Below are 25,104 nucleotides of genomic sequence, written 5' to 3'. Positions count from 1 at the left end.
TCAACATTCAACACTCAACATTCAACATTCTCCTTAAATCCGGCAATCAGTTCCTTGTGCTCTACCTTGAGGTAGCGCAGCATGTCCTGTTTGTCCAGGTCACGGCTGAAGGTATAGTTTACCTGCACCGTGCGCTTGGTGGTGCGCACCACGGCATGCTTGGTCTTGAAAATCTCCTCGAAGATCTTCTCGCCCGTACGTTCATAAGGCTTGAAGTCGAACTCGTCGCCTCCCTTCTCGCCAGAGCATACCATTCTGCCCGGTATCACCTTAGGCTGTTCGCTGATAACCTCGGTATCGTTCCATGGCGCCTTGCGGAAGGCGATGGTACCGTTTTCTTCACTGATAATGGCTCCGTCCACCTTCTGGGCGTTGAGGAGCTGCTTCTTTGCTGCTTGTTTCATAATCGTAACAACTTGTTTAAAAGATGAATAATGCCCGCAACCAGACTTTACTTGTCTGATTACGGGTGCAAAGATAGGGCAAAAACACCTATGGGAAAAATAGGAAAAATAGGATTAATATTTGTCCCATAAAAAAATCATCTATGGGCAAAGAAATCAGCCACTTTATCATCCATTTCTTGATTTTTCATGTCCTCACAATGATTGAAGACATTGTAGAACGATTTTATCGTAACTTCTTTTCGTATATGGCAATCATCGGTAAGAAATCGATAAATGGCATTGGCACTAACGATGTGCTGCGGTGCCAAGATACCCCTTCTTCTCCAATATCTGATAAACGCAAATATTGCGATATTCATTGGTGAAGACTTGCTCGCACTGGTAGACATAGAATTTAGGCCATTTAGGGTGAGAAATTCTATAAATAAAGAGGCTTGCTCGGCGGTCGTCTCTTCATCTTTTACAGAAGATGCTTCATCAGACACAAAAAGGTATTCTTTTTTTCGGCCGATTCTGGTACCATTTTTCAATGGTTTTCTATTCCTTTGCTCCAGGTATTCATAATAGCCATCCAGAGTGGCGATATAGGCATCAAGCCTAGGAAGTTCAGCTTCAACCAAATGATTGTCTATTCTGTTAAAGGTCTCCAAGTATCGACGTAATACGAGCGCATCATGATAATCTCTTTCCTGCATGGCAACATCTACCAGTAATTGTGCGTGTATGCTCATATCCATAGGAGGGAACGCCTCAAATTGTAAGTATACTCAATATACTTGCTGTTGCCATCTAATTGAATGACCACGCAAAAAAGGCCGAATCGCCCATACTTCAGTATCAAGCGCACGAGCTTGATAATAAATCTCCCCATAATTCGAAATTTATAATAGTCAGTAATTAAGTTCTTTGTCGCTCGTTCCTTAGTAGAGGACGTTAGAATTTGTTTGCGCTAACAATTTTGCTGGTACAAGCAAATGCCAGGAGAACTATAAGGGAATACACCCTTAGGGGACAGTTGGTCTCCGATTTCATCATCTTTTACTTTCTTTTTTTTAGGTATTTATTTATAGATTAGAATTAGCCTCAAAATGAGTTCGCTAACACATAGTGAGGCGGAAAAACTCACTTATATTTACTTCATAAAAGCCAGCAAGTCCTTTCCCTTATGCATGAGGTTGAGAACCACTGCGGCTTGCATTCCGTAAATTTTCTTATATCTTTCTTTCATCTCATACAGCATGGTAAGCTTGGATTCCCTTTCCCTTACATATTTCTTATAGTTCTCCACCGCCTCTATTTCCTTGTAGAGATAGTAGCCAATGACGTAGCAGATATCCCCTTGCGGTGTAAACTTATTACTTCCCTATTTTCGGCTTTCATCTGTTCTTCCCTATTTTCCAAGAGACTTGAACTTCTTGGAGAAGCACTTTTTATTTCTATATTTACATGCTAAAAGTTATACCATCCTCAGTGTCCCATGCGCGAGGTATCTACCTCCTTGACCTTCTTCTCCTTGTAGCCACCAAACTTATAGATAACTGCGAAGGTGACAGATGCCCAGTTGTAGTTGATTTTCATACGGTAGTCTTGGTTGCCTTGCACGGAACGGGTTTCGTATTTATTGTTGAAGATGTTGTTGCCATTGATGCGCAATCCCCATTTTCCATCATGTGAAGTCCATTGTAATTTGGCGTTCATCTTAAAGATTGGACTTACGTCATAAACTCCTTGTATGACTTTCGACTGAAAGAAAGGGTTGAGTATGAGGCGCAAGCCTTGTGTTTGGCAAAATTTAATAGATGCAGTACCTCCAAGAACAGCCGTCAGTTTCTTGCGGTTGAATGACAAATCGAAGAAATGGTCACTTTTGCTGTGTTTATAGATTCCAACAACATACACATTGCCATCGAGCCATTTGCCTGCGCTGAATATTGCAGAGGCTTGCAATCCAAAGCTGTTTTCATAGTTAAAGTTGGTTTCCTTCAAAATTACCGCCATGCGATCTGTTGGTTGGTACGGTAACTGCACAAAATAATCTGGTTTCAGACTTGCAAAAGCCATCAGCGTATAACGTCTCTTTATCTGCCACATCAGGTTGACGTTATAATAAGAGTACGGTTTCAAGTCGGGATTGCCATGTATCTCTGAGTATGTTGAAGAATAGAAAACGTTACTCATGGTCGACCAATAACTCGGGAACTCCGAATTGGAACTGAATGATAGATTGAGCAGGTGGTTATCGTTGACGTGCCACAAAGCATTAAGCGTTGGATAGATGCGCCACTTATCCCAAATCGGCGAGTGGTATTGCTCGGCGGCAACGGATGCTTCAAGACTAAGGACCTTGTTTATCTGCTTGCTGAAACCAGCATATATGTTCCATATCCGCTCATTGTTGTCCACGCTACTTGTTCCATTGGGCTGGATGGTTCCATCCTTATCTATTGTGGTCTGATAACTCTTGTTGCTTGTGAATTGCCCTTTCACACCATACGACAATCCCCAGCCGTGTGCCAACAAATGGGTTTGATCGGCTGTGAACATCCATTTGTTGATGGTCTGCTCACTGCCGCTTGTCAGGTTGCGTTCTGTTTCCGACATGCTTTCATCCGTATGCATCGTGCCGTCGAGGGCTTGTTGCTGAGGGGTGCGATAGTAGGTGTACGAACCGTTAAGGGTGAGTCCGAAAGGAAGCGAGTAGTTAACATCCACATTGTGCAGATACTCATGACTGTCATGATGCATTCCGCTAATGCTCGATCCTGTGGTGTTGCTGTTTGAGCACCTCTTGTCCCAGTGTCCTGTATAGGCAACGTCGAGACGATGGTTCTTACTGAAAGCATAATTCATCCCCAGTCGGTAGTTGTGTGTAATGCCAAACGACTTCTGTCCTGTTTCGTCATTATAATAAACACGATTGTTGCCAAGTGGATGATTGGCTATGCGTGAAGATTCACCGTATGAATTGCCGTTTACATATTTATATTGTGCGTCAAGTCCAAACTTGCCTCTTTGCAAGGAAAGATATAAATCGCCAAAACCTTTGGCGTATTTGCTTTGCTTCATGCCGCCAATGACCTGCCCCGAAAGCTGATTGGTTCCGGCGTAGTCTTTCGTAACGATGTTGATAGCCATGCCACGCACATGATAGCGGGCAGGGGCAGACAGCATCACCTCGGCTTTTGCCAACTGTGCGGCTGGCATTGCCTTCAGACGCTCTGTCAGTTGTTCCTGCGACAATGTGGTGGCTTGTCCGTTGACAATCAGCGTCACCTCATTGCCCGAAAAAGATATGCTGCCAGTAGCATCGCTGATGCCTGGTATGCGTGTCAATGCCTCGTAAGCGTTGTCGGCAGGCAACTGCTTCAATAGCAACGGCATATTGTACGATAGCATACCCCGCTCTGCCTTGACAATGGGGCGAGAACCTTTTACCATCACTTCTGGAAGATTGTGCATCATATTCTCCATTGTGAGCGAATCTGTATGCGTCAGAGTTTGAGCTTTCACGTTGGCAACAGAAAGCAGAAATAATCCTAAAAGAAATATTTTGTTGACCATATTTTATCTTTTTAAGTTATCTTTTTAATTGCACCAAAACGAAAGCAAACTGCAATTATTTGCCTCATTTTGTATTCCGATTGCAAAGATATAAATACTATTTGAAACAATATAATTTTAGGAGGATATTTAAATTACATTAAGCAATGTTATACGTGCTTACACTTTACATAATAACGCTAAAACAACATTTTCATTTACTTTTCTTACTGTTTATCTGCATTTTTATTCTATTTGATTCATTAATAAGTTGTCTTTCTACACTATCTTTATAGAATGCAATCTCAATCATTTTGTGGTAGTGATTTACTGCCGAATGTGGAAACAACTCTCACGTTAAATGCTGATGGCACCTACTTGTTGATACAGACATTCAAAGAAAAGCAGAACGAGCAGGAAAGGTTAAAAGGTACTTTCCAAGTGCTTGACTACAACATCCTGATGCTTGTGCATCCTTCGAGTGGTGACAACATATTCTATAAGGTGAGGGATGGCAACCATATTATTCTGATAGATTCGTTTGGCAATGAACCCCAAATAGAGGAAAGAAAGAATTACATTCTGAGGAAGGAAAGATAAAATGCAAATAAACTGTGTTAAACCATAATATTATAGCCTAACCCAGTTTATATTACACTACCTCAAAAATGGGCTATGTTTTTACGTTTACCCAATTAAATCCTTGATATTTTTTGATTGTTTTGTTAATCTAATCAGAACCGACTTAGCTAAATTATCATCTAATGAATTGTATCTATTGATTAAAAAATCCTTCAATACAGAGAAGCTAATAGTCTCACCACAATCCTCAAATATCAGTTCTTTTTTATTAAAATGGATTATTGAATTTATAAAATTTGATTTTCTTTTTCCTATTATTTTAAATATATGCCCACTTTGGTCAACATATTTTTGATTATTGTAGTATTCTTCAAAGATACTATTATCGCCAGGATAATCCCATAAGTCTCCAATATGGGTTTCTTCCAAATCCTGTGAACTTAAATTACTTAAGGAAATATTAAGTATAGGGAATTGTATTGACATATTACTTGATTATTTATTCAAAAATTCTAAACAAACCATACATTATAGACCCAAAACCAACAAAATATCCTTTAAGATAATCAATATAGCTTATTGTAAACCTCGGTTGGTAATTACGCCTGTCTTTGTATGTGATATTTAGGAATGTAATACCAAAGGATATTGCACAAATACTATCATATCTTTTAAATAAGATGGTTGTTATTCCTAAGCATATCATCAAAATTGAAAAAATCAAGTAAGTGCCATTTTTTATGGCACTTACCGACTTTTTGTGCTTAATAACAGAAATCATTATTGCAATTCCTGTTATAGACGCTAATATTCCCCAAAGACAAATATAGTTCATATTGTTTTGCTTTTATGTTATAACTAAAGAACGACTGGATATTGAATTTATTGCATTGAATTGCAGTATTAATCAGAAAACGAGCAATGATATGTCTATCAATGCTTTTCCATCGTCTCCCCCAAGCAGAGACAACTTAATTCTTTACTTGTTTTTTTGCATAAACTTTGTGTTGATTTTTTAATACTGTCAAAAACAAAAAGGGCTGACTCCCTAAAGTGACATCAGCCCCAATTTTACACAATATGCCATTTAGAATAGGCATAACATTATGTTCTACAAACTTAATAAACCATATAAGAGAAAACCGATACCTGCTACGTATCCTTGAAGTGATGATATATAGGCATTAGTCCTCTTTGAAACTGGATTCTGTTTGTTATCATAATAGGTGTAGCAAGAGCAGATAATACCTAAATATATTGAAGTATAGGCATCATATTTCTGTAACACAATGTTCAATATCCCCAATGTTATACCACACAAAATCCATACATGGCAAAAATACCAAAATACTTTTCTATTTCTACTTTTTTTTAGGAGAAAGAGAATAAATGTACAACTAATAAGAAGTACACACCCCCACAATAAATGTACCATACATTATTCATTTTTATTCTGACTTTTGTTATTTTCTTGCTTTTTTTTTCTATAACTATAATTCCTTCGCATTGAAAAGATAAGGTGTATTTCTGATGTTGTTGCGTTCCTCTATAAACACCTCTCCGAAAGGTACATACTCAATATGCTGTACCACCTCGCCGTCCACATAGTCGTTGTTGTCCTCGCCATTGTACGGCACTGCAAAGGTTGCCTCTTTTTTTCTATTTTATCTGTCATATTTATATTCATTTTTCCAATATCACAAATTGTGACTTTGAACATTACCATATTTAACAGCATTCAAAGGTAGTGCCTTTAGCCTTTAAGCCACTATTGCACAACCCCTTTCTTTGAAAAGAACGTAAAAATAATAGTTTTATTGCGATGATTGTACTGTTAGTAATTGCTTAACACGTTGCACCGTACTCACGCCCTTGCATTCTGATTTTATGATAGCGGATTCGGAAAATTTTACATTCTTTCTTTGTCCTCTTCATTAGAAAATTCCTTATCATGCCGAATTGCGCGTTTTGCGCCTACTGAGAAATTAAACGTTACACTGACAAAAAACTTTCGTGAAAGAAAATCAAATTCTGAATGGTGCTCAAAATCACCATTTCTAAAGATTTGCTTGTTCTTTCCCCTACAGTTAAGCAAGTCTTTTACGCCAAAATTGACATTCACCCTATCCTTACAGCAATTGTAATTGCCCTCAACATCTACACCGATGTAATCTGTCTTCTGGATAAGGAAGAGTTGCTTGTAATGTCTGACATAACGTAGGTTTGACATCGCTGTAAGTCGTTTTGACAACCTGATGCGATTATAACTGGACAGAACTACACCAAAGTCGTTGACACAATTGGCACTATTCTGGTACCAACTCTGACTTAACTCTACATTGTTTCTGCAATTCCAAATTCCCCATGTGAAAGGTATGCCCATGTACAGCGTCAACCTCTTCGTTGTGCCGTTGTTTCTTAACATGTAACGAGTTTGATACTCTCCAATCTGCTCATATATCTCATTGATTTTCCTGTCGATGAAGAGAGCTGACAAAGAGAATATATATTTAGATTTCAGCATGAATTGTAAGCCTGCGTTGTATAGCAACTCTCCTTTTAAATCAGGATTACCTTCTTTGTAAGAGGTCTCTGACAGATGAAAAACGAACGGATTCACCATTTGATACAACGGACGATTGATTGATTGTGTATAACTCAGCGATAAAGAATTGCCATCTCCCATTTCTCTGCTCACAAAGAAAGAAGGGAAGAGAATGTTATCATTTCTTTTGGTATACAATTGATTCTTCACCCGTTGCCTTGTTTCCCATTCTGTGTATTCATTACGCAATCCCACTTGAACTTCCCATAACTGTGATGTATACTTATACATCCCGTATACAGCTAATCGTTTTTCAAAATATTTGAAATCGTCTCTTTTGTCTATATCTTCAGACAACACTCCTGCCAAGGTCGTGTTTCCAAGATTCAATCTGCTATTGTATCCGATGTCAGCATAGACATACTTGGCACCGAAGGCAAACTGATGAAGTTTTAAAGACTTGGTGAAACCTACCTGGGCGCTATAAATATCTATACTCTCTAAAGAGGGTTGCGACTTGGAAATGATGCTGTCCGAGCCAATGCCTAAAGTATATTGGTTCTCATATTCATACAAATCATGCTCTCTTTTTCCTGCATAATCAGCTATAACATTCAACTTGCTACCCAATGAGTCTACAGTCCATTCATAGTTTAAGGTAACGTTGTTGGCGTTGTCCTTTAATAAGTATGGGGCAAAGGTCTTTATATTTGTTGGATAATTGTTCTTGTCCGTAATCGTAGAATTTAACCAACAAGCATTGGAGTAGTCTTTTGAGTAGCTTCCCGACCACTCGACACCCAAATATTGTTTGTGAGAGATATTGAAGTCAAGACCAAACTTTGGCATATAGTATTGCCCTTTATCATTGCTTCTCGAATTGCTGCCAACAGTTAGGTCTCGTCCATAGTCATTTTCATAGGTTACACTTTTACTTTCCGACTGTCCAAAAATCATATTGGCATAAAGGGCGAGCTTACCCCATGAATACGTCAATCCAGTAAATTCAGAGTATGAATTTCTGCTTTTCCGCTCATAATCGCTGCCCACATAACCAGAAAGTCCATATTCATGCTTCTTCTGTCTATTGACAACAAGAATTGCAGTACCACCTTCTGCATCATACTCAGCCGTTGCTCGAGGTAATATTTCTAAACTCTTGATGTCATTTCCATGCAAAGAAGACAAGTATCTTTTCAGTTGAACACCACTCAGGTTCACCACTTTTCCGTTTTCATATATTTTGACGCGATTTCCCATGACGCTGATGCCTCCCTCACCATCATAATCGACATCAGGAATCAATTCCAAAATACTAGAAAGAGAACGTGACTTCAGTAATTTATTATGTTCTACACTTACTATCATCCTGTCGGCTTTATGCTGAACCAAAGGTCTTTCTGCCATGACGGTTACAGCGGAAAGTTTGATAGTGTCCTGCATTGAGGCATGTTTACCTTGCGCAAAGCTCATTAACGTGCTTTGCGCAAGGTAAAAACAAAGAATATATAAATACTTTTTCATACGCATTTAGGGCAATTAACTTGCTGTCCTCTAATTACTTTTATTAGCGACTCTATATTATCTACAACAACCAACTGGTCACGATTTGTGACCAGTTCGCCGTTTCCTGTCATTTCCGTTATGTCTGCCATATTTCTATCTTTATTTTGAGATCACAATTTGTGACCTTAAACCTGTTGTTACTTATTATTGCATTCAAAGGTAGTGCTTTTAGCCTTTAAGCTACTATTGCACAACCCCTTTCTTTGAAAAGAACGTAAAATTAATAGTATTATTGCGTTGATTGTACTTTTAGTAATCGCTTAACTCGTTGCACCGTACTTACTGTTAAACTTGGGTTAACTTTAAAGTTTTTTTTAGGAGCTTGGCTTTTTTTACAAAAAAAATCGTAAATTTGCAGCGAGAAATAATAACTTGAAGAATAAACAACATAAAAAATAAACTTATGAAGAAAATCTCGTTGATAGTGATGAGCTGCATGATAGCTTGCGGACTGCTCGCCAACCACGGCATCGTGAGGGGCGGAGAAATGTCGCCTAAGGTAGAGGACACGGTATCGATTGCCAAGAAAATCACTGATAGTCAATGGCTATCGAACAACTCCGACACGTTGGAAGTGGACACAGCTGGCGAAGACTCGGTGGTGAATGTGGTGGCCTACTTCTGCAAGGGCGACACCTGCGAATACTGGATATATGAGAATGAGTGGAAGGTGGACGGCAAGGACACGGTGAAGACGCTCGGCGTATCCACCCAGGTGCGCCTCGTGGTAAACGATTCCACCAGCAAGGGCTATAAGATGAGCTACACCTTCCTGGACGTAAAGGCCGATTCGGTGGGCGACAACTTCCGGGACAAGATGATGGCCATGATAGCGGAGCGCACCGCCAAGAGCGTGATAGGCACCACCATCAACTTTGAGACCGATGAATACGGTCGCATCACCAAGATTACCAATCTCTCGCAAATCAAGAAGCAGGCAAAGGCTCTCTTCAAGGCGAGCATGAAGGACATCGCCTCCATGCCCATCATGCAGGAAATGAAGAAGGCGATAGGTTTTGACATCATGAAGATAGGCAACCAAGCTAACACCGACGAGGTGGTGGAGGGCTACCTGGAGGAGCTGAAACTGCTCTTCGCCTGCCACGGAAGCCAATATGCCGTGGGCGAGCATCACGAGCACGAGGATGCCACCAAGGATAGCTACGCCAACGACACTTATATCAATGCCAGCCTAGAGAAGAATGGCAACTACACAATCTCCTGCGAGGTGATCAGCGTGATACCAAAGGAGACTGTGAAGAAGGTGATGGGCGGACTGATGGGTGCCTTCACGGAAGGACTGAAGGGCAAGAAGACCGAGGACGGCAAGGATCATGATGGCGACATCAAGGACTTGGACGACGAGTTTAAGAAGGAGATAGACAAGGCAGTTGACCAAGATGTCCAGACCTCGGAGTATCTCAGTGTGACCTGCTTCGAGGATGGCTGGCCTAGCAGCGTGTTGAAGCAAAATAAATCTGTGATGGCTGGCCGTGGCAAGCTGAAGCAGAAACTCATCGAGGCTTGCCGATTCGCACAGCGCGAGAAATGATGAACTATTTCGACCTGTACAGATTGAATACAAATACCCCTTGCGGAGTAAACTAATTAGTGCCTAAAGGGTGTTCAGTATTCAGTATTCAGTTTTTTTCGCGATAGTTACCTTTTTCATGGTTATAAATTGTAAGTAATTATTTTATATTATATATATATATTTATATATATATAATATACTATCTATACAGAGAGTGGTAACAACAGCGAAAAAAACTGAATACTGAATACTGAACACGTTTCCTGCAAATAGGTTATTACTTTGTAATATGCTGATTTATAAAGCAAAACACAGCTTCTATACCGCGAAAACATAGAGAAGCGCCGCATGAAACATAGAGCTTGTTTTTTAAGCTAACTTTCAAATCGTAAGTTTGCTGAAAATCGCTCCTTATCACATGTCTAAATTTGGCAGATACAGGATTTTTTCGTATCTTTGCACCAGCAATCGAAGGAAATGCCTTAGGTGCCTGAAGGCGGTCTTCTATTAAGACCAACACGGGTCATAAATGATGGCAGGCGCCGGTCATCAATGAAGACCCCGAAAACGGCAGGAACGGGGCGTTCTGGGGAGTTGTAAAACAAAGGACTCTAAACATACTACAAACGACTATGATTAATTACAGCATCGTAATGCGTAGCGTGAACGCAAATCTTCTGGAAATCAACCAGGCTAAGTCACGCATCAACCAGGCGAAGAAGGAGGGCAAGAATCCTGACCAGAAGGACCTGGAACTCGTGAAGACCGAGAAGCAGAACGCTTTCGCTATCTCGCAGTACACCGACATCATGACCATCGAGAAGTTTGCCAAGCACATCACTTCACATGGTAGTGTTTATTCGAGAGCTGACATCAGCGCCATCCTCTACATCGCCGTAGACTGCATGCGAGAGATGTTGCTTGAGGGCAAGAAGATCCGTCTGGGCGATCTTGGTGATTTCTCTCTCCTTCTCACCTCAAAGGGTGCCGAGGATGCCGACAAGTTCACCTCGCAGAACATCACCGGTGTGAAGGTTCAGTGGGAGCCAGGTCAGGAGTTCAAGAACCTTCGCGATGACGCCGAGTTCAACCTCGTAGCCAGCCGCAGCGCTCAGGCAGCCGTTATCAAGGCGATTAAGGAGGGCAAGACCAACGTTGACCTCAACGCGCCAACTACTCCGGATAATACGCCAGGCGGTTCTACCCCAGGTGGTTCAAACACCGGTCAGACCGGCAGCGACGGTCAAGGCTCTGAATCAAGCGGCGGTACTACCGGCAAGGACGATACTGGCGACGGCCTTGAATAGCCCAAGGATAGACTGGCTAGGGTGCTAGCCCCTAGCCCAGCCTATCCGCCCCCCAAAAATTCAACATTCAACACTCAACATTCAACATTCAAAAAAATGAAAGCGAACACTTGGAAAACAATTCTTCAGATAGCCATCAGCATACTGACCGCTATCGCTACTACGCTCGGAGTAACGAGTTGCATGGGATAAAGAAAACTGAGGAATCCGGTCATTAAGGTCATGGTCATTAAGGTCATTAAGGATTTCCAAAGAAAGTTAAAGGGAAACGAGTAAAAAATCATCATTTTTTTGCTCATTTTCCTTTTTTTTATTATCTTTGCCTTAAAAATTAATAATTGAACTTTCGTATGTGGTTCAAGTACGGGCTAGGGGCTTCTGCCCTTTACCTTTGCTTTACCCTTCGGCCAGCGATTTTCAATTCCCTTCGGCCGGTGACCGTTGGTTCAGGGCGTGTGGGCAAAACTTGCGAAAGTTCAGTAGATAACAAAATAAAGAACGAAGAATTTCATAGAAATAATCTGATGGAAACTGAAAGAATTTTACTACGATATTGGCAGGAATCAGATGCAGAGGCGCTCTTCAAGTACGCCTCCGACCCTGACGTAGGACCACGTGCTGGATGGCCGGCGCATAAGTCTGTTGAGGAGAGTCGGGAGATAATCCGGACATTCTTCCATAATGAAACGACATGGGCGATTGTGTTGAAAGAGACTGGCGAGGCTATCGGCTGCATCGGCTACTACACCCATGAAACCAGCAACATCCCTATCGGAGAAAACGACTGCGAGGTGGGCTACTGGGTAGGAAAGCCATTTTGGAACCAAGGAATCTGCACCGAAGCCTTGAAGCTGATGCTTGACTACTGCATCAACGAGAAGCATTTCGAAAACATTTGGGCAGACCATTTCACAGGCAATCCTGCATCAGGAAGAGTCATGGAGAAATGCGGTTTCTCAGACACCGGAATGTTGAATAAATGTAGCCAGCTTGTGGGTGGCGACAAGGAAATGGTCAAGGTGTTCAAGTACAACGGATAAAGGAGAAAATAGAATGATGAAACTCAATAACACCAAAAGTGAGTGGTTTATGTAAAAAGTTACGGAGAATATGAATTATCTCCGTAACTTTTTACATTTTCGGCTGATTTTACCGCTTCAGCGCTATGTTATAATTATAATATTTGCTGTTGCCCGTAATATCCTCCAGCACCTGAATGAAAGGAGGAAACTTCACACTCTCGTTGGCAGAAATGCCGCGGGTTTCAAGAATCATCAGGTCGGAAACCGGCTCAAGAAACTCGTCGAGCTCGAAATACTGGCCCTTCCAGATAAAACTCTTGCGATGCTTATGAATGCGCTGGCGGTAAGAGTCAGCCTGCTGAAGCATATTCTCGTAAAGATTGGCATTAATCTGCCGCTCGGTCTCTATCTGCTCATTGTCTGAAAGACGCTTCTTGGTGGTGTGAACATACACATACTTGCCTCCCTCGAAACCGCGACGGCGAAGACGAATCTCGCTGCCCGGCTCACCCGTAAGATAAGTCTGAACAATATCGCTGTCTATCGCATTAGGAACCTCGCCCGTCAGCTTCACGATATATTTTCGCTCCTCCTCTATCGGCTGCGGAATGGCAAGCACATTGCTTATCTCCTTGAGCACACGGTTCAGCTTGTTGTTGAAATCTTCGTGGTTATTGATTACCCTGAGATGAGGATGACCCTTCCATGCAGAAACAATCTTCTTGTCCAATTCTCGCGCTATCTTCAGTCCTTCTTCATCCGCCTTCTCCAGGCGCTGTGCATTGTTGGCTGTAGTATAAAACTGCTCGGCACCATCGGCAGCACTCACCAGATGCAGCACAGCATCATAGCGGTCGCGAAGCTGGGCATCTGTATAACCCTCTTCAGAGATGATGCGGTGCCAGAAATCGGGAGTGAGATAGGTAGAAATATCCATCGTTCCACGATCGCAGACAATGATGACCGGCTGCTGCAATGTTTCAGCCATACGCTGGAAACTGTCTTCCAGGTTGATCTGAGTCTGGAAAGTAGCCTTCTCGCCCTCGAAGAAAAAATCCTTGTTGGAGGTGAGATAATTCATGCCCGCCTGGGTGAACATGGTTGGAACCTCGGGAATGGTAAAGACCTTATAGCCGAGACTGGAGAAATGTTCAATCACCTTAACCATAGCGGTAGTCTTGCCCGCACAAGGTCCACCCGTCAGTACAATCTTCTTAATCTGATTCATATATCAAGTAAATATTTTTCGTTTCTTCTAATTGATGTTCTTTCCGGAGCATCTTATTTTCGGGTGCAAAGATAACAATAATTCTTCAAACGAAAGCAATAATTTATGCAAGAAAAGAAAAATATTGTATTTTTATTTTGATTTCTCATTGTTTTGATGTACCTTTGCAGAGAAAAATGGCTCATTTCGAGCTATCGGAAACAAAAATATAACTATAAGATAAATATGGAAAAGATAAAGACATTAATTATAGGTAGCGGTCCTGCAGGATATACTGCTGCCATTTATGCCGGCAGAGCCAACCTGCAGCCAGTACTCTATTCAGGTATGCAACCGGGCGGACAGCTCACCATCACCACAGAGGTAGAAAACTTTCCGGGCTATCCTAACGGCGTAGACGGAACGCAGATGATGATGGACATGAAGGAACAGGCAGCCCGATTCGGAGCCGAAATGAGAGACGGAAGCATCGTGAAGGCAGATTTCAGTTCACGCCCATTTCATCTTACAGACGAGCGCGACAACGAGATTGAGGCAGAAACCGTGATCATCGCTACAGGTGCATCTGCCAAATATCTGGGTCTTGCCGATGAAGAGAAATATCGCGGACAGGGCGTTTCAGCCTGCGCTACCTGTGACGGATTCTTCTACCGCAAGCGCACCGTAGCCGTAGTGGGCGGTGGCGATACAGCCTGCGAAGAGGCTATGTATCTATCCGGACTTGCCAAGAAGGTTTACATGATTGTGCGCAAGCCTTATCTCCGTGCTTCAGAAATCATGCAGCAGCGTGTAAAGAACAAGGAGAACATCGAGATTCTGTTCGAAACCAATACGCTGGGGCTCTTCGGCGAGAACGGTGTAGAAGGTGCTCATCTCGTGCGCCACAAGGGCGAAGCCAACGAAGAGAAGTTTGACATCAGCATCGACGGATTCTTCCTGGCTATCGGACATAAGCCTAACACCGACCTCTTCAAGGGACAGATAGATCTCGACGAGCAGGGCTTCATCAAAGTAGTGTCAGGTACTGCCACCACCAACATTCCGGGTGTTTTCGCAGCAGGCGATGTGGCCGACCCAATCTACCGCCAGGGTGTTGTTGCCGCAGGCTCGGGAGCCAAGGCTGCCATCGAGGCCGACAGATTCCTGCAGCAACAGTAAAAACTATAGTATAAAATCCTATAAAGCGGGGTTAATATAGTTAAAAAATAACAGCAATATTTTGTCAGATGCAAAAAATGTATTACTTTTGCATCTGATAAAATAAAAAGGAAGATTGGCAGAGTGACCGAATGCGCTGGACTCGAAATCCGGTATACCCTCTTCCGGGTATCGGGGGTTTGAATCCCTCATCTTCCGCTAAGTTCCCCTACAGGAACCGTCATTTTATAGTTTCATAAAAACAACTCGACATGAAAAAAATCATCATCCCCATATTTATGCTCCTCCCGCTGATGACTGCACAGGCCCAAACCGTGCTGACTGAAGAACAGCAGCAACTGGAACAGGCACAGAAACAGTTGGAAGCTGCCAAGAAGGCATTGGAAGTGGCTAAGATTAAAGCACAGGCTGCCAAACTGAAGGCTCAGGCCGACAGCATCAACGCTGCAAGCGCCAAGGCGGAAGCTGAAGCAAAAAAAGCGGAAGCAAAGAAGGCCCATGCTACTGAGCCAGAACCAGTTGTTGTAAAGGAGCCAACCACATCAACCACGGGATGGGCGATTCCTGTTGCCGTAGCCGCTAAGCCAAAGGAGGCTGCCAAGCCTGCCAACAAGCTGGCAAATGGCACAACAGCTAAAGTGGATATGAAATATCTGGCAGGCGCCATCACATATAATGATGAAAACAAGATAGAATTCACTCTCGATACAGATGCTAACGGGAAAACTGCCAAGCAGATTTACGACATCGTATTAAAATACATGAGTGAACTGACACAGAACGAGCAGAACATAGCAAGCCGGGTAGCACTGGTAAACGATGCTGAACACGTCATCGCCAACACGATGGACGAATGGCTCGTCTTCAGCCAGTCATTCATCTCGCTCGACCGCACGGAATTCAAATACCAGCTGATAGCCAGGATTTCAGACAATCATCTGAATCTCTCGCTCGGCCGCATCATCTACAACTACGAGGAAGGAAGAAGCACCGGTTTCAAGGAACCTGCAGAAAAGGTAATCAGTGACAAGATTGCGCTCAACAAGAAGCAGAACGACCTGGCTAAGATCTTCGGAAAGTTCCGCAGATGCACCATCGACCGCAAGGACCAGATATTCGCAGAGTTAGCTGCATTAGTAAAACAATAAGTTGAAGAAAAATGGATAATCAGAATACAGACAACAAGATACAACAGAACGAGGCACAGCAGCCTGCAAACGCTACAGCCCAGCCTACAGCTGAGCAGGGCGCAGAACAGACTGAACAGAAGCAGCCTACCAGCTACGCCGTAAGACCTCAGCACCGCCGGCTCCGCCCATTGGCCTACAGCGACCAGAACAACATGCTGAAGGTACGCAACTATCTCAACATCGCCTTCATGCTGCTCGCCATCGTGGGGGTAATACTCTGGACCCAGCTGGAAGAAAGCCGCAATATCGCCTACATCGTACTCATCGTGGGTGTAGTGCTCAAGATTGCCGAAGTATGTATCCGACTATTTAAGAAATAATGAAGAAGAAGAAAATTATATTCTCATCACTCCTATTTTGTGCTGCAACCCTCCCGGTTGCGGCACAAAACGATTTTAACTATAACGAAGATTCACAGTTCCGCCCTCAAACCAACCGCAAGGTGAACACCGATTCACTGGGCTCAGACAAGGAGATTCCGAAAGGCATCAGGGTATGGACCGTAGACGAACGCTTCGGCGACACAAAGGCTGCGGTAGTAGACACCTTGCAGCACATGTATATGAACACAACCTTCACGGAAGGACTGAGAGGCGAATACAATACCCTCGGAAACATGGGTACTGCCCGACTGAACCGAATCTTCATCGACCGCCGCAACACGCAGGGCAACTTCATCTTTACAGAGCCCTACGATTATATCGTAAATCCGGTAAGCGACTTCCACTTCACCAACACCTACTCACCTATCACCAACATAACGCTGAACAGTTGCGGCGACAAGGTGACTGGAGAAGATGACTTCAAGGCCATGTTTGCAGTAAATGCCAACAAAAGGCTAGGCGCCGGTTTCAGATTCGACTACAAGTATGGCAGAGGATATTATAACGCACAGAGTACCAGCCACTTTAAATACACCATGTGGGCATCTTACCTGGGCGACCGCTATCAGGCACACTTCCTCTTCAGTACCAATCATGAGAAGATGACCGAGAACGGCGGTATTACCAACGATGATTACATCAAACATCCGGAAATCTATACCGAATCGTTTGCCACCAATGAAATTCCTACCGTTCTGGAACAGAACTGGAACCGACTGGACAACCAGCACATCTTCTTTACCCACCGCTACAACGTAGGTTTCAGCCGAAAGGTAAAGATGACCGAAGAAGAAATCAAGGCAAAGAAATTTGCCATGGCTTCGAAAAAGGAAAATGCTGAAGAGGAAGCGAAGGAAGAAGCCAGAAAGAAAGCCAAGGAACAAGGCAAGAAATTTGATGAGAAAGCCTACGACAAACAGCAGGGTGCTAAATTCAGCGGCCGTCCTGACGGAGCCAAGATTGCAGGCGATGAACCGGCTAAGGACTCAGCCGCAAAGGACATCAGGAACGACAGTACCCGAATCGCAGTAAACGGAAAAGCTGCTGCCGACAGTCTGCTGGCCGTCCAGAAAAAAAATGCCGAAGACTCGCTTTTCTACAAGAGCGAATATGTTCCGGTAACGAGTTTCATCCACACGGTAAAGTTTGACAACTATCGCCGTATTTACGAAGCTTATCAGACCCCTGCCGACTATTATCTGAATGAATATTACGATGCAGGCAGGCTGACCGGCGACTCCATCTACGACCAGACCAAGCACTGGCACATGAAGAATACCTTCGCCATTGCCATGCTTGAAGGTTTCAATAAATGGGCAAAGGCAGGCTTGAAGGCTTTCGCCAGCTACGACCTCCGTCACTATGAACTGCCAACCATGGAAGGTGGTTTCGAAAAATACAACGAGCATGTGCTGAGCGTAGGCGGACAGCTGAGCAAGCAGGAAGGCAAGACCCTCCACTACAATGCCGTAGCAGAAATAGGACTGACGGGTGTTGACGCCGGAACCCTTGCCATAGATGGTAATGTAGACGTGAACATCCCATTCCTGGGCGACACGCTTCAGGTAAGAGGCGATGCTTTCTTCCATAGAGAAACCCCATCGTTCTATTACCGCAACTATCACGCCCGTCATCTGTGGTGGGAGAATGATCTCGACAAGACCATCCATACCCGCATCATGGGTACGCTCTCCTTCCCTAAGACACGCACCAAGCTGAGAGTGGCTGTAGATGAAATCAAGAACTACACCTACTTCTCACAGAGCTATGACATTACAGAAGAAGGTTTGCGAACAGGAGTCATGGTAACTCCGATGCAGGAAAGCGGAGGAATCAACCTGCTGACAGCACAACTGGAACAGAACTTCAGACTGGGCATTCTGAACTGGGAAAACCAGTTTACCTACCAGCACTCAAGCAAGGAGAGTGTTCTGCCAGTGCCAGCCTTCAATGCCTACACCAACCTCTACATCAAGTTCAAGGTGGTAAAGGTGCTGAACGTAGACCTGGGTGCTGACATGCGCTACTTTACAAGCTATGAAGCTCCCGACTATTCACCTTATATGGGACAGTATACGGTACAGGGCAACGGCGAGAACAACGTAAAGATAGGCAACTATCCTATCGTCAATGTTTACGCCAACGTTCACATCAAGCACACCCGTTTCTTCGTAATGATGAGCCACATCAATGCAGGACAGGGCGACAAGAACTACTTCTTCGCTCCTCATTATCCGATGAACGAGAGAGTGTTCCGTATTGGAGTAAGCTGGAACTTCTTCAATTAATCTTTCTGATTTTCCTTAAGAATTTCAGGAGATTCAATTTTAATCTTTTCAGAATATGATAGAAACAAATTCTATAAAAGCATGGTATCTAGCCGCTCGCCCGAAGACTCTGACGGCGGCGGCTGTTCCTGTTTTATTGGGTATTGCGCTGGCTTATAAAGACGCTCAGCAGATACAGATATTGCCAGCCCTACTCTGCCTGCTCTTTGCATGGGTGATGCAGATAGACAGCAATCTGGTGAATGATTATTTCGACTTCAAACATGGCAATGACGACGAAACCCGGCTGGGACCGAAACGTGCCTGCGCTGAAGGCTGGATAACATTGGAAGCCATGAAATGGGGAATCATCCTCACTACTCTTCTGGGCTGTGCCATAGGGCTTCCGCTGGTTCTTTTCGGAGGTTGGGAAATGGTTATCGTTGGCATCTGTTGCGTAGTCTTCTGTTTTCTCTATACTACCTGTCTCAGCTATCTGGGCATGGGCGATATTCTGGTACTGCTCTTCTTCGGCATTGTACCCGTATGCTGCACATACTATCTCGTAATGCCCGAAACCATGCAGGGAGTAAGCATGGAAACGGTTCTCGTATCTGTAGCCTGCGGACTGGTAGTTGATACGCTGCTCATTCTGAACAATTACCGCGATCATGACAACGACCAGAGAGCCGGCAAGAAGACTCTTGTGGTTCACATAGGAAAGAAGAATGCCGAGCGGTTATACTGTGCATTGGGCAATCTGGGAATCATTACCATAATAGGTGTAACCACCTACGAAGTATTTCAGCATGAAGCCAGCAGCATCTTCCTGCCGTTTGCAGCACTCTATATCGTTCTGCACAACAGAACCTTTATGGAGATGAAAAAGATAGGCGAAGGAAGAGAACTGAACAGAATTCTAGGCAAAACAGCTCTGAACATCTTCTGTTTCGGCATTGTATCATCCCTGATCATCATCGGAATGGCGAATTGAACAATAATAAACTAATAATAATGTACGCGCGTACCTTATTATATAAATAAAGTGGAGGAAAATCTATGAAGCAACAGGTAAATCTCGAAATCATGGACTTTGTGGAGAAACAGATTCTCCCCAAATATAATGCTTTTGGCGAAAGTCATGGACTCAGACATGTTACCCGAGTCATCAGAAACTCTCTGAAACTGGTTCCGGTAACCGGAGCCGACATCGATATGGTGTATGTAATAGCCGCTTACCACGACCTGGGGATGAGCGGTCCGCGTGCCATTCATCATATAACCAGCGGTAAGATTCTGCAGGCAGATGCAAGACTGAAGCGCTGGTTCGGTCCGGAGCAGATTAAAATCATGAAAGAAGCTGTTGAGGACCATCGGGCTTCATCCAGCCGACAACCTCGCAGCATCTATGGCAAGATTGTGGCAGAAGCCGATCGCGACATTGATGTTCACGAGATATTTCTGCGCGCCATACAGTATGGCAAAGAAAACAATCCAAAATATGACAAGGAGCAGCAATGGGAGCGGTTCAGCCAGCACATGGACGAAAAATATTCACGAAACGGATACATCAGGTTATGGATTCCCAACTCCCCTAACGAGAAAGCGCTCAACGAACTGCGCAATATTATAGAGGACAAAACGGAACTGAAAAAATATTTCGAAAAAATATTCGAAGAAAACAGCTAAAACATTTGGTAGTTTCAAAATATTGCATTATCTTTGCATTATCAAATAATGACTAAGATGTTTGCACCGTTGCATCGTGATGATGCATGGGTGCCAGAAGGAATAAGGGTCGTTTCGGTTCGATCGGGATACTCATCAAATTACACTATTGAAACCGAGAGGACATTCTCTTGCTCATGGCGGGCCACATAAACTGCAGCAGGCAGGTAAGCTGAAAAGCCGGTGGATTACAAAGGCGGAGGACTCTCAAATGTTTATACATTCGGAGTTTCATCACATCATCGAGCGGCCCTTTCTTTTACAAGAGGCGGATTTCTGAGAAAGAAATCCGCCTCTGCTCGTTTTAGGAATGAAAGCACTCATCATACTGAAAGAAAACAACCCCTGATAATGTGGGAGTTACAAAGAAAATGCATTTTTATCGAAAAAAAGTTGCAAAAAGATTTGGTAGAATCAGAAAAAAGTAGTACCTTTGCACTCGCATTTAAGAACGATGCTTGGTTGATTCGGTTAAGAATCCGACTGGAAGGTTGGGTGAGTGGCTGAAACCAGCAGTTTGCTAAACTGCCGTGCGGGTTACCGTACCGGGGGTTCGAATCCCCCACCTTCCGCAAGCTATCGTCCGAAATATGTACCGTTGGTCGATTCATCTAATGGTTAGGATACAAGATTCTCAATCTTGGCATAGGGGTTCGATTCCCCTATCGACTACATGTGTTTTTCATGGTATTAGATTAATAAGTCTCTATAAGTCGGGAGACCAATAGAGATTTTTTTGAATGGTCGATTCATCTAATGGTTAGGATACAAGATTCTCAATCTTGGCATAGGGGTTCGATTCCCCTATCGACTACAAAAGTGTTTTCATGTATTAATTTAGATTGTTTAAGCTTGCATTTAGTTCTTTACCAAAAGGCTACTGCAAGTTATTTTTTTATATATACGTACGAAGCAATATGAAACAATTATACACTATCATCTCCCTTCTCTTTCTGTTTACCTATCCTGCCTGGGCGCAGCAGCACGAGATATTCAACCAGCGCATCAGAACCCTACAGGTTGTAGGCGGAACCAACTGGTTATCGCTCCCAGTATCGTCACTGGGCGGAGAACCTATCCATATCGATTTTGACGACATGACGCACGATTATCATCGGTACAGCTACAAGATTGAACATTGTGATGCAAACTGGAACGTATCTGCTTCGCTCTTTGAAAGCGACTATATGAGAGGCTTCAACGGCAATCAGATTATTGAAGATGTAGAGCAATCCATCAACACCAATCATCCTTACACTCATTATCATCTGGCAATTCCCAATGCCGACTGCCAACTTACCATGAGCGGCAACTACAGACTGACGGTTTATGACGACAATGCGGAAAACGAGGAAGAAGGCAAAATGTTTACAGCCTGCTGGATGATTACAGAGCCTCAGCCATTAGTTAAACTGAAGTTAGAAGCTACTTCTACAACAGATATAGATATCCAGAAGGACCATCAGCAACTGAAAATGGAACTGGATCACAGCCAACTGAGAATCACTCATCCCAACCAGCTGAACATCGTAGTGCTTCAGAACGGAAGATGGGACAATGCTGTCATCAACCCTAAACCCGACTACCTGAGTGCGGGGAAAATGAGTTGGCAGCATGTAAGAGCTCTGATTTTCGATGCGGGCAACGAATACAGAAAGTTTGAGTTTCTGGACACCGATCATCCAACCATGGGAATAGACGCCATAGATTGGGATGGAAGCGACTATCAGGTAAAGGTAATGACTGACAGCCCTCGCCCCAATTACGTTTACGACGAAGCTGCCAAAGGTTCGTTTTATATCCGCAACAGCGACAACGTAGAAAACAACAACACCTGCGAATATGCACAGATTCACTTTACCCTGAAGGCTCCCAAACTGCCAGGCGATGTTTATCTGAACGCAGATTGGACCTACGGCCGTTTCCTCCCCGAATATCGGATGGAATATGATGAAATGACGAAAACCTATCACGCACGTCTCTTCATGAAGCAAGGTTATTACAGTTATCAGTATCTCATGAAGATGGAGGACGGAAGCATCAGGCTACTCCCATCAGAAGGAAATTTCTACCAGACCCAGAACAAATACAATGTACTGGTTTACTATCGGGCTCAGAGCGACCGCACCGACCGGCTGGTAGGATATGGAGAATTAAAATAAAGGAAGGAAATAAATGAGATTAAAAAGAAAAGGAGTTCTAGCATTTCAGAATGCCGGAACTCCTTTTCTTTTTAATCCTAAAAGTGGAATTTCAGATCAACACCACATTGGAAAGGATTGCCACGCTGGGCAAAATACAGTTTCTTTCCTGTTGCTGCATTATCAACAGCAAAGGTATTGTAATTAGTATCTGTGAGATTCTTACCCCAGATACTGATGCTCATCTTGCTGAAATCAATATCACAATGCGCACCCATCACGAAATACATCTTCTGGCTGTAGGTATTGGCATTATCCCAATAAGTCTTGCCCTGCGCATTCATGTTCAATCCGAAGGTAAACTGTCCTAAATGATAGTCAGCCATGGCTGCTATCGTATGCTGAGGAACATAAGGAACCTTCTTGTCCTTATAATTCACAGCCTTATCACCCTCGCCATCAGTATATTCATCAAATACGGCGCGTGTAAAACCATAGTTTACACCCCAATCAAAAGCACCGTCGAAAGCCTGACCCTTGAGCGCGGCTTCAATACCACAACTGTGACTCTTACCTGCATTAACCATCATTCGGCCAAAGCCATAGGTTCCTGCCATCACAGAGAGTTGCTGATTACGAACCTGCATATAGAAGGCACTCAAATCGAAATGAAGACGATGATCAAAAAGATTGAGATGCGTTCCTACCTCATAATTCCATGAGGTTTCCGGCTTAAAGGCAATAGTCTGGTTCACCCTATCATAATCTTCATCGGTATGAGAAACGTCGTAATCGCCTCGCATCGCATCCTGACGGTGAGCATTCAGTTCGGTCTGCAAGATGTCACTGAACATCTGGATATTATAACCGCCTGCACGATAGCCCTTGCTCACTGTGGCATAAACATTGCTGCCCTGCTCATCAAGCTGGTAACTTAAGCCAAATTTTGGTAGAAGCTGGTTGTAATCATCACCCGTTTTGCGGTTGAGCATTGAACGCAAAGTATAAGTAGTCTCCCTGCCCATCACCTTAGCTGTCATCGCCATATAAGCATAAGTATCGTAATGAATACTTGTATGCATGAAATCGTAACGCAAACCAAGCGTAGCTTTCAGACGGGAAGAAAGATCAAACGTACTCTCGTGATAGAGACCCAAATTGCTCTGAGGAGTATGGAACAAACCCGGAGCTCCCATATCTACACTGACAGAAACTCCGCTAGCCATTGCCGGAGGCATTGCATGCTGCATCTGAGTCTGGATAACGTTACTGATAGGCTTCGTCAATGCTGAACCGAATTTTACAGGACCATTTGTCTTCAACCACACATGGGAGAAGAATGCACCCTGGGTAAGATGCCAGAAACCGAAGAAAGGCTGACGACTCTTAAATGTGAACTCCTGAGTGATAGAATTCTGCAACTGGTCTTGCTGCAAGCTCAAATAATCTCCAGGAAGATAATCCTGATCCATCTTCATATTGTCATCCAGGAACTGATAGCTGGTAGTAGAAGCAAAATCCCATTTCGCTCCTTCATGACGAAGATTGACACCCGAAAGCAGCATGTTGCGGCGATAAAGCCCAGGGAATGTTGTATTTGGCAATGCAGCCTTGCCACTGTTTAAATCCAACTGACCATAAGGAAATGCATGCTGATAGACAAATTGGTAATTGGCCAGCAAATCCATGCTCCATCCTCTATCAAAACGGAACTTAAGATTAAACTTACCGCCAGCCTCATCATAATTGTCGGCATAATCGCTGGTTCCTGCACGATGGAAGAATCCCTTCTGTCCATCATAAAAAGCAGCTACCCCTAATGCGATACGAGGTGAAAGCTTCATATAATGAGCCGCTTCTACATTACGATAGAAATGAGAGCCCAATCCCAGATTAACGTAGGTGCCCTTGCTATCATAAGCATCGCGGGAATAGATGCGCACCAAACCACCTTCAGAATTCTGACCATAGAGTGTTCCCTGTGGACCACGGAGAATATCTATACGGCTGGTCTGATAATGGTGAAGATTGAAAGCAGCCTTGCTCAACACCGGAATTCCGTCAAGATAAATTCCTACAGCCGGACTGTTGATACGGCTTCCAATGCCGCGCACATACATGGCATTGGTAAAACGCGATCCATAGTTGGGCATTACGAAGTTAGGAACATAGCAGGAAAGTTCACGCAAATCGCGAGAACCCAATCGCTGCATCTGATAAGAACCAAAGGAAGTGCTGCTGAGAGGCTGTTGACGAAGACGGAAATTCTCCTTAGGCTGCGAAACAACCACAACTTCATCAATGTCATAAACTCGGCTGCTATCAGCCAGCAAGCCGTTAGCAGCTGTAAGCTTTTCACTCGTACCTAGTGACAGGTCAGAGCAAGTAGCCCTTTCATTATCCACTGCATAAGCCTGCAACGCTACCGCTGCCAAACCAATGCATACGCTCTTTTTACTATAAAATACTATTCTTTTCATAACGGGTGCAAAGGTACATATTTTTT

General features: G+C 43.6%; 22 protein-coding genes and 4 tRNA genes. 16 read left to right on the top strand and 10 right to left on the bottom strand.

Going from position 1 to position 25,104, the window contains the following annotated elements; genetic code table 11:
- Positions 1-14: 14 nt before the first annotated feature.
- The 4 genes from ONT18_RS03565 to ONT18_RS03550 all read right to left on the bottom strand — a co-directional run bounded on the left by ONT18_RS03565 (position 15) and on the right by ONT18_RS03550 (position 3,968).
- The gene (locus ONT18_RS03565; protein ID WP_264904043.1) at positions 15-404 is read right to left on the bottom strand and encodes a hypothetical protein; all 390 of its coding nucleotides are present in this window, start codon (positions 402-404) and stop codon (positions 15-17) included.
- 137 nt (positions 405-541) lie between these two features.
- A complete protein-coding gene (locus ONT18_RS03560) occupies positions 542-1,144 on the bottom strand; it encodes a hypothetical protein (RefSeq protein ID WP_264904041.1) in 603 nt (200 codons plus the stop codon).
- A gap of 395 nt (positions 1,145-1,539) precedes the next feature.
- Positions 1,540-1,695: a hypothetical protein gene (locus ONT18_RS03555; protein ID WP_264904040.1), complete on the bottom strand. Its 156-nt coding sequence runs from the start codon at positions 1,693-1,695 to the stop codon at positions 1,540-1,542.
- Between the two features lie 179 nt (positions 1,696-1,874).
- Positions 1,875-3,968 (bottom strand): outer membrane beta-barrel protein, encoded by a 2,094-nt coding sequence (locus ONT18_RS03550; protein ID WP_264904038.1) that lies wholly within the window; start codon positions 3,966-3,968, stop codon positions 1,875-1,877.
- 318 nt (positions 3,969-4,286) lie between these two features.
- On the opposite strand from ONT18_RS03550, the gene ONT18_RS03545 reads away from it, so the two are divergent.
- The gene (locus tag ONT18_RS03545) at positions 4,287-4,547 is read left to right on the top strand and encodes a copper resistance protein NlpE (protein ID WP_264904036.1); all 261 of its coding nucleotides are present in this window, start codon (positions 4,287-4,289) and stop codon (positions 4,545-4,547) included.
- An 87-nt stretch (positions 4,548-4,634) separates the two neighbouring features.
- Here ONT18_RS03545 and ONT18_RS03540 read toward each other — a convergent pair whose 3' ends face one another.
- The 4 genes from ONT18_RS03540 to ONT18_RS03525 form a co-directional block, all read right to left on the bottom strand.
- Entirely contained in the window at positions 4,635-5,015 is a 381-nt protein-coding gene (locus ONT18_RS03540) for a hypothetical protein (RefSeq protein WP_117664305.1), read from the bottom strand.
- 13 nt (positions 5,016-5,028) lie between these two features.
- On the bottom strand, positions 5,029-5,364 hold the full coding sequence (locus ONT18_RS03535; RefSeq protein WP_264904032.1) for a hypothetical protein: 336 nt from the start codon (positions 5,362-5,364) through the stop codon (positions 5,029-5,031).
- 655 nt (positions 5,365-6,019) lie between these two features.
- Positions 6,020-6,166, bottom strand: a complete 147-nt coding sequence (locus ONT18_RS03530) for a hypothetical protein (RefSeq protein WP_153118889.1) — start codon at positions 6,164-6,166, stop codon at positions 6,020-6,022.
- A gap of 272 nt (positions 6,167-6,438) precedes the next feature.
- Entirely contained in the window at positions 6,439-8,598 is a 2,160-nt protein-coding gene (locus ONT18_RS03525) for a TonB-dependent receptor domain-containing protein (RefSeq protein ID WP_264904030.1), read from the bottom strand.
- A gap of 445 nt (positions 8,599-9,043) precedes the next feature.
- On the opposite strand from ONT18_RS03525, the gene ONT18_RS03520 reads away from it, so the two are divergent.
- The 4 genes from ONT18_RS03520 to ONT18_RS03505 all read left to right on the top strand — a co-directional run bounded on the left by ONT18_RS03520 (position 9,044) and on the right by ONT18_RS03505 (position 12,521).
- Positions 9,044-10,192, top strand: a complete 1,149-nt coding sequence (locus tag ONT18_RS03520; RefSeq protein ID WP_264904029.1) for a hypothetical protein — start codon at positions 9,044-9,046, stop codon at positions 10,190-10,192.
- Between the two features lie 614 nt (positions 10,193-10,806).
- Positions 10,807-11,481 carry a DNA-binding protein gene (locus tag ONT18_RS03515; RefSeq protein WP_437183704.1) on the top strand — a complete coding sequence of 225 codons (675 nt, stop codon included), beginning with the start codon at positions 10,807-10,809 and terminating at the stop codon, positions 11,479-11,481.
- Between the two features lie 96 nt (positions 11,482-11,577).
- Positions 11,578-11,673: a smalltalk protein gene (locus ONT18_RS03510; RefSeq protein WP_153072405.1), complete on the top strand. Its 96-nt coding sequence runs from the start codon at positions 11,578-11,580 to the stop codon at positions 11,671-11,673.
- A 332-nt stretch (positions 11,674-12,005) separates the two neighbouring features.
- A complete protein-coding gene (locus ONT18_RS03505) occupies positions 12,006-12,521 on the top strand; it encodes a GNAT family N-acetyltransferase (RefSeq protein ID WP_264904027.1) in 516 nt (171 codons plus the stop codon).
- A gap of 109 nt (positions 12,522-12,630) precedes the next feature.
- Here ONT18_RS03505 and ONT18_RS03500 read toward each other — a convergent pair whose 3' ends face one another.
- The gene (locus ONT18_RS03500; RefSeq protein ID WP_264904026.1) at positions 12,631-13,731 is read right to left on the bottom strand and encodes an AAA family ATPase; all 1,101 of its coding nucleotides are present in this window, start codon (positions 13,729-13,731) and stop codon (positions 12,631-12,633) included.
- Positions 13,732-13,956: 225 nt separating this feature from the next.
- Between ONT18_RS03500 and trxB the strand changes: the two genes are divergently transcribed.
- The 11 genes from trxB (at position 13,957) to ONT18_RS03445 (ending at position 22,619) form a co-directional block, all read left to right on the top strand.
- Positions 13,957-14,889 carry a thioredoxin-disulfide reductase gene (gene trxB / locus ONT18_RS03495; RefSeq protein ID WP_264904024.1) on the top strand — a complete coding sequence of 311 codons (933 nt, stop codon included), beginning with the start codon at positions 13,957-13,959 and terminating at the stop codon, positions 14,887-14,889.
- Between the two features lie 109 nt (positions 14,890-14,998).
- Positions 14,999-15,087, top strand: a tRNA-Ser gene (locus ONT18_RS03490).
- A gap of 53 nt (positions 15,088-15,140) precedes the next feature.
- A complete protein-coding gene (locus tag ONT18_RS03485; protein ID WP_264904022.1) occupies positions 15,141-16,037 on the top strand; it encodes a DUF4468 domain-containing protein in 897 nt (298 codons plus the stop codon).
- An 11-nt stretch (positions 16,038-16,048) separates the two neighbouring features.
- Complete coding sequence (locus ONT18_RS03480) at positions 16,049-16,399, top strand: hypothetical protein (protein ID WP_006846707.1); 351 nt, start codon at positions 16,049-16,051, stop codon at positions 16,397-16,399.
- The gene (locus ONT18_RS03475) at positions 16,399-18,750 is read left to right on the top strand and encodes a putative porin (protein ID WP_264904020.1); all 2,352 of its coding nucleotides are present in this window, start codon (positions 16,399-16,401) and stop codon (positions 18,748-18,750) included. Before ONT18_RS03480 ends, ONT18_RS03475 begins: the two co-directional genes overlap by 1 nt.
- 55 nt (positions 18,751-18,805) lie before the next feature.
- Positions 18,806-19,723 carry a 1,4-dihydroxy-2-naphthoate octaprenyltransferase gene (menA, locus tag ONT18_RS03470; protein WP_264904018.1) on the top strand — a complete coding sequence of 306 codons (918 nt, stop codon included), beginning with the start codon at positions 18,806-18,808 and terminating at the stop codon, positions 19,721-19,723.
- A gap of 65 nt (positions 19,724-19,788) precedes the next feature.
- Positions 19,789-20,418, top strand: a complete 630-nt coding sequence (locus ONT18_RS03465) for an HD domain-containing protein (RefSeq protein WP_264904017.1) — start codon at positions 19,789-19,791, stop codon at positions 20,416-20,418.
- 524 nt (positions 20,419-20,942) lie between these two features.
- A tRNA-Ser gene (locus ONT18_RS03460) sits at positions 20,943-21,029 on the top strand.
- A 28-nt stretch (positions 21,030-21,057) separates the two neighbouring features.
- A tRNA-Glu gene (locus ONT18_RS03455) sits at positions 21,058-21,129 on the top strand.
- A 70-nt stretch (positions 21,130-21,199) separates the two neighbouring features.
- Positions 21,200-21,271: transfer RNA gene (locus ONT18_RS03450), tRNA-Glu, on the top strand.
- A gap of 103 nt (positions 21,272-21,374) precedes the next feature.
- The gene (locus ONT18_RS03445) at positions 21,375-22,619 is read left to right on the top strand and encodes a DUF5103 domain-containing protein (protein ID WP_264904015.1); all 1,245 of its coding nucleotides are present in this window, start codon (positions 21,375-21,377) and stop codon (positions 22,617-22,619) included.
- A 77-nt stretch (positions 22,620-22,696) separates the two neighbouring features.
- On the opposite strand, the gene ONT18_RS03440 is transcribed toward ONT18_RS03445, so the two are convergent.
- The gene (locus ONT18_RS03440) at positions 22,697-25,078 is read right to left on the bottom strand and encodes a TonB-dependent receptor (RefSeq protein WP_264904013.1); all 2,382 of its coding nucleotides are present in this window, start codon (positions 25,076-25,078) and stop codon (positions 22,697-22,699) included.
- Positions 25,079-25,104 lie beyond the last annotated feature (26 nt).

The sequence above is a fragment of the Segatella copri genome, assembly GCF_026015295.1.
In the GTDB taxonomy this organism is placed as follows: domain Bacteria; phylum Bacteroidota; class Bacteroidia; order Bacteroidales; family Bacteroidaceae; genus Prevotella; species Prevotella copri_C.
This window is presented reverse-complemented; position numbering and strand designations above follow the sequence as displayed.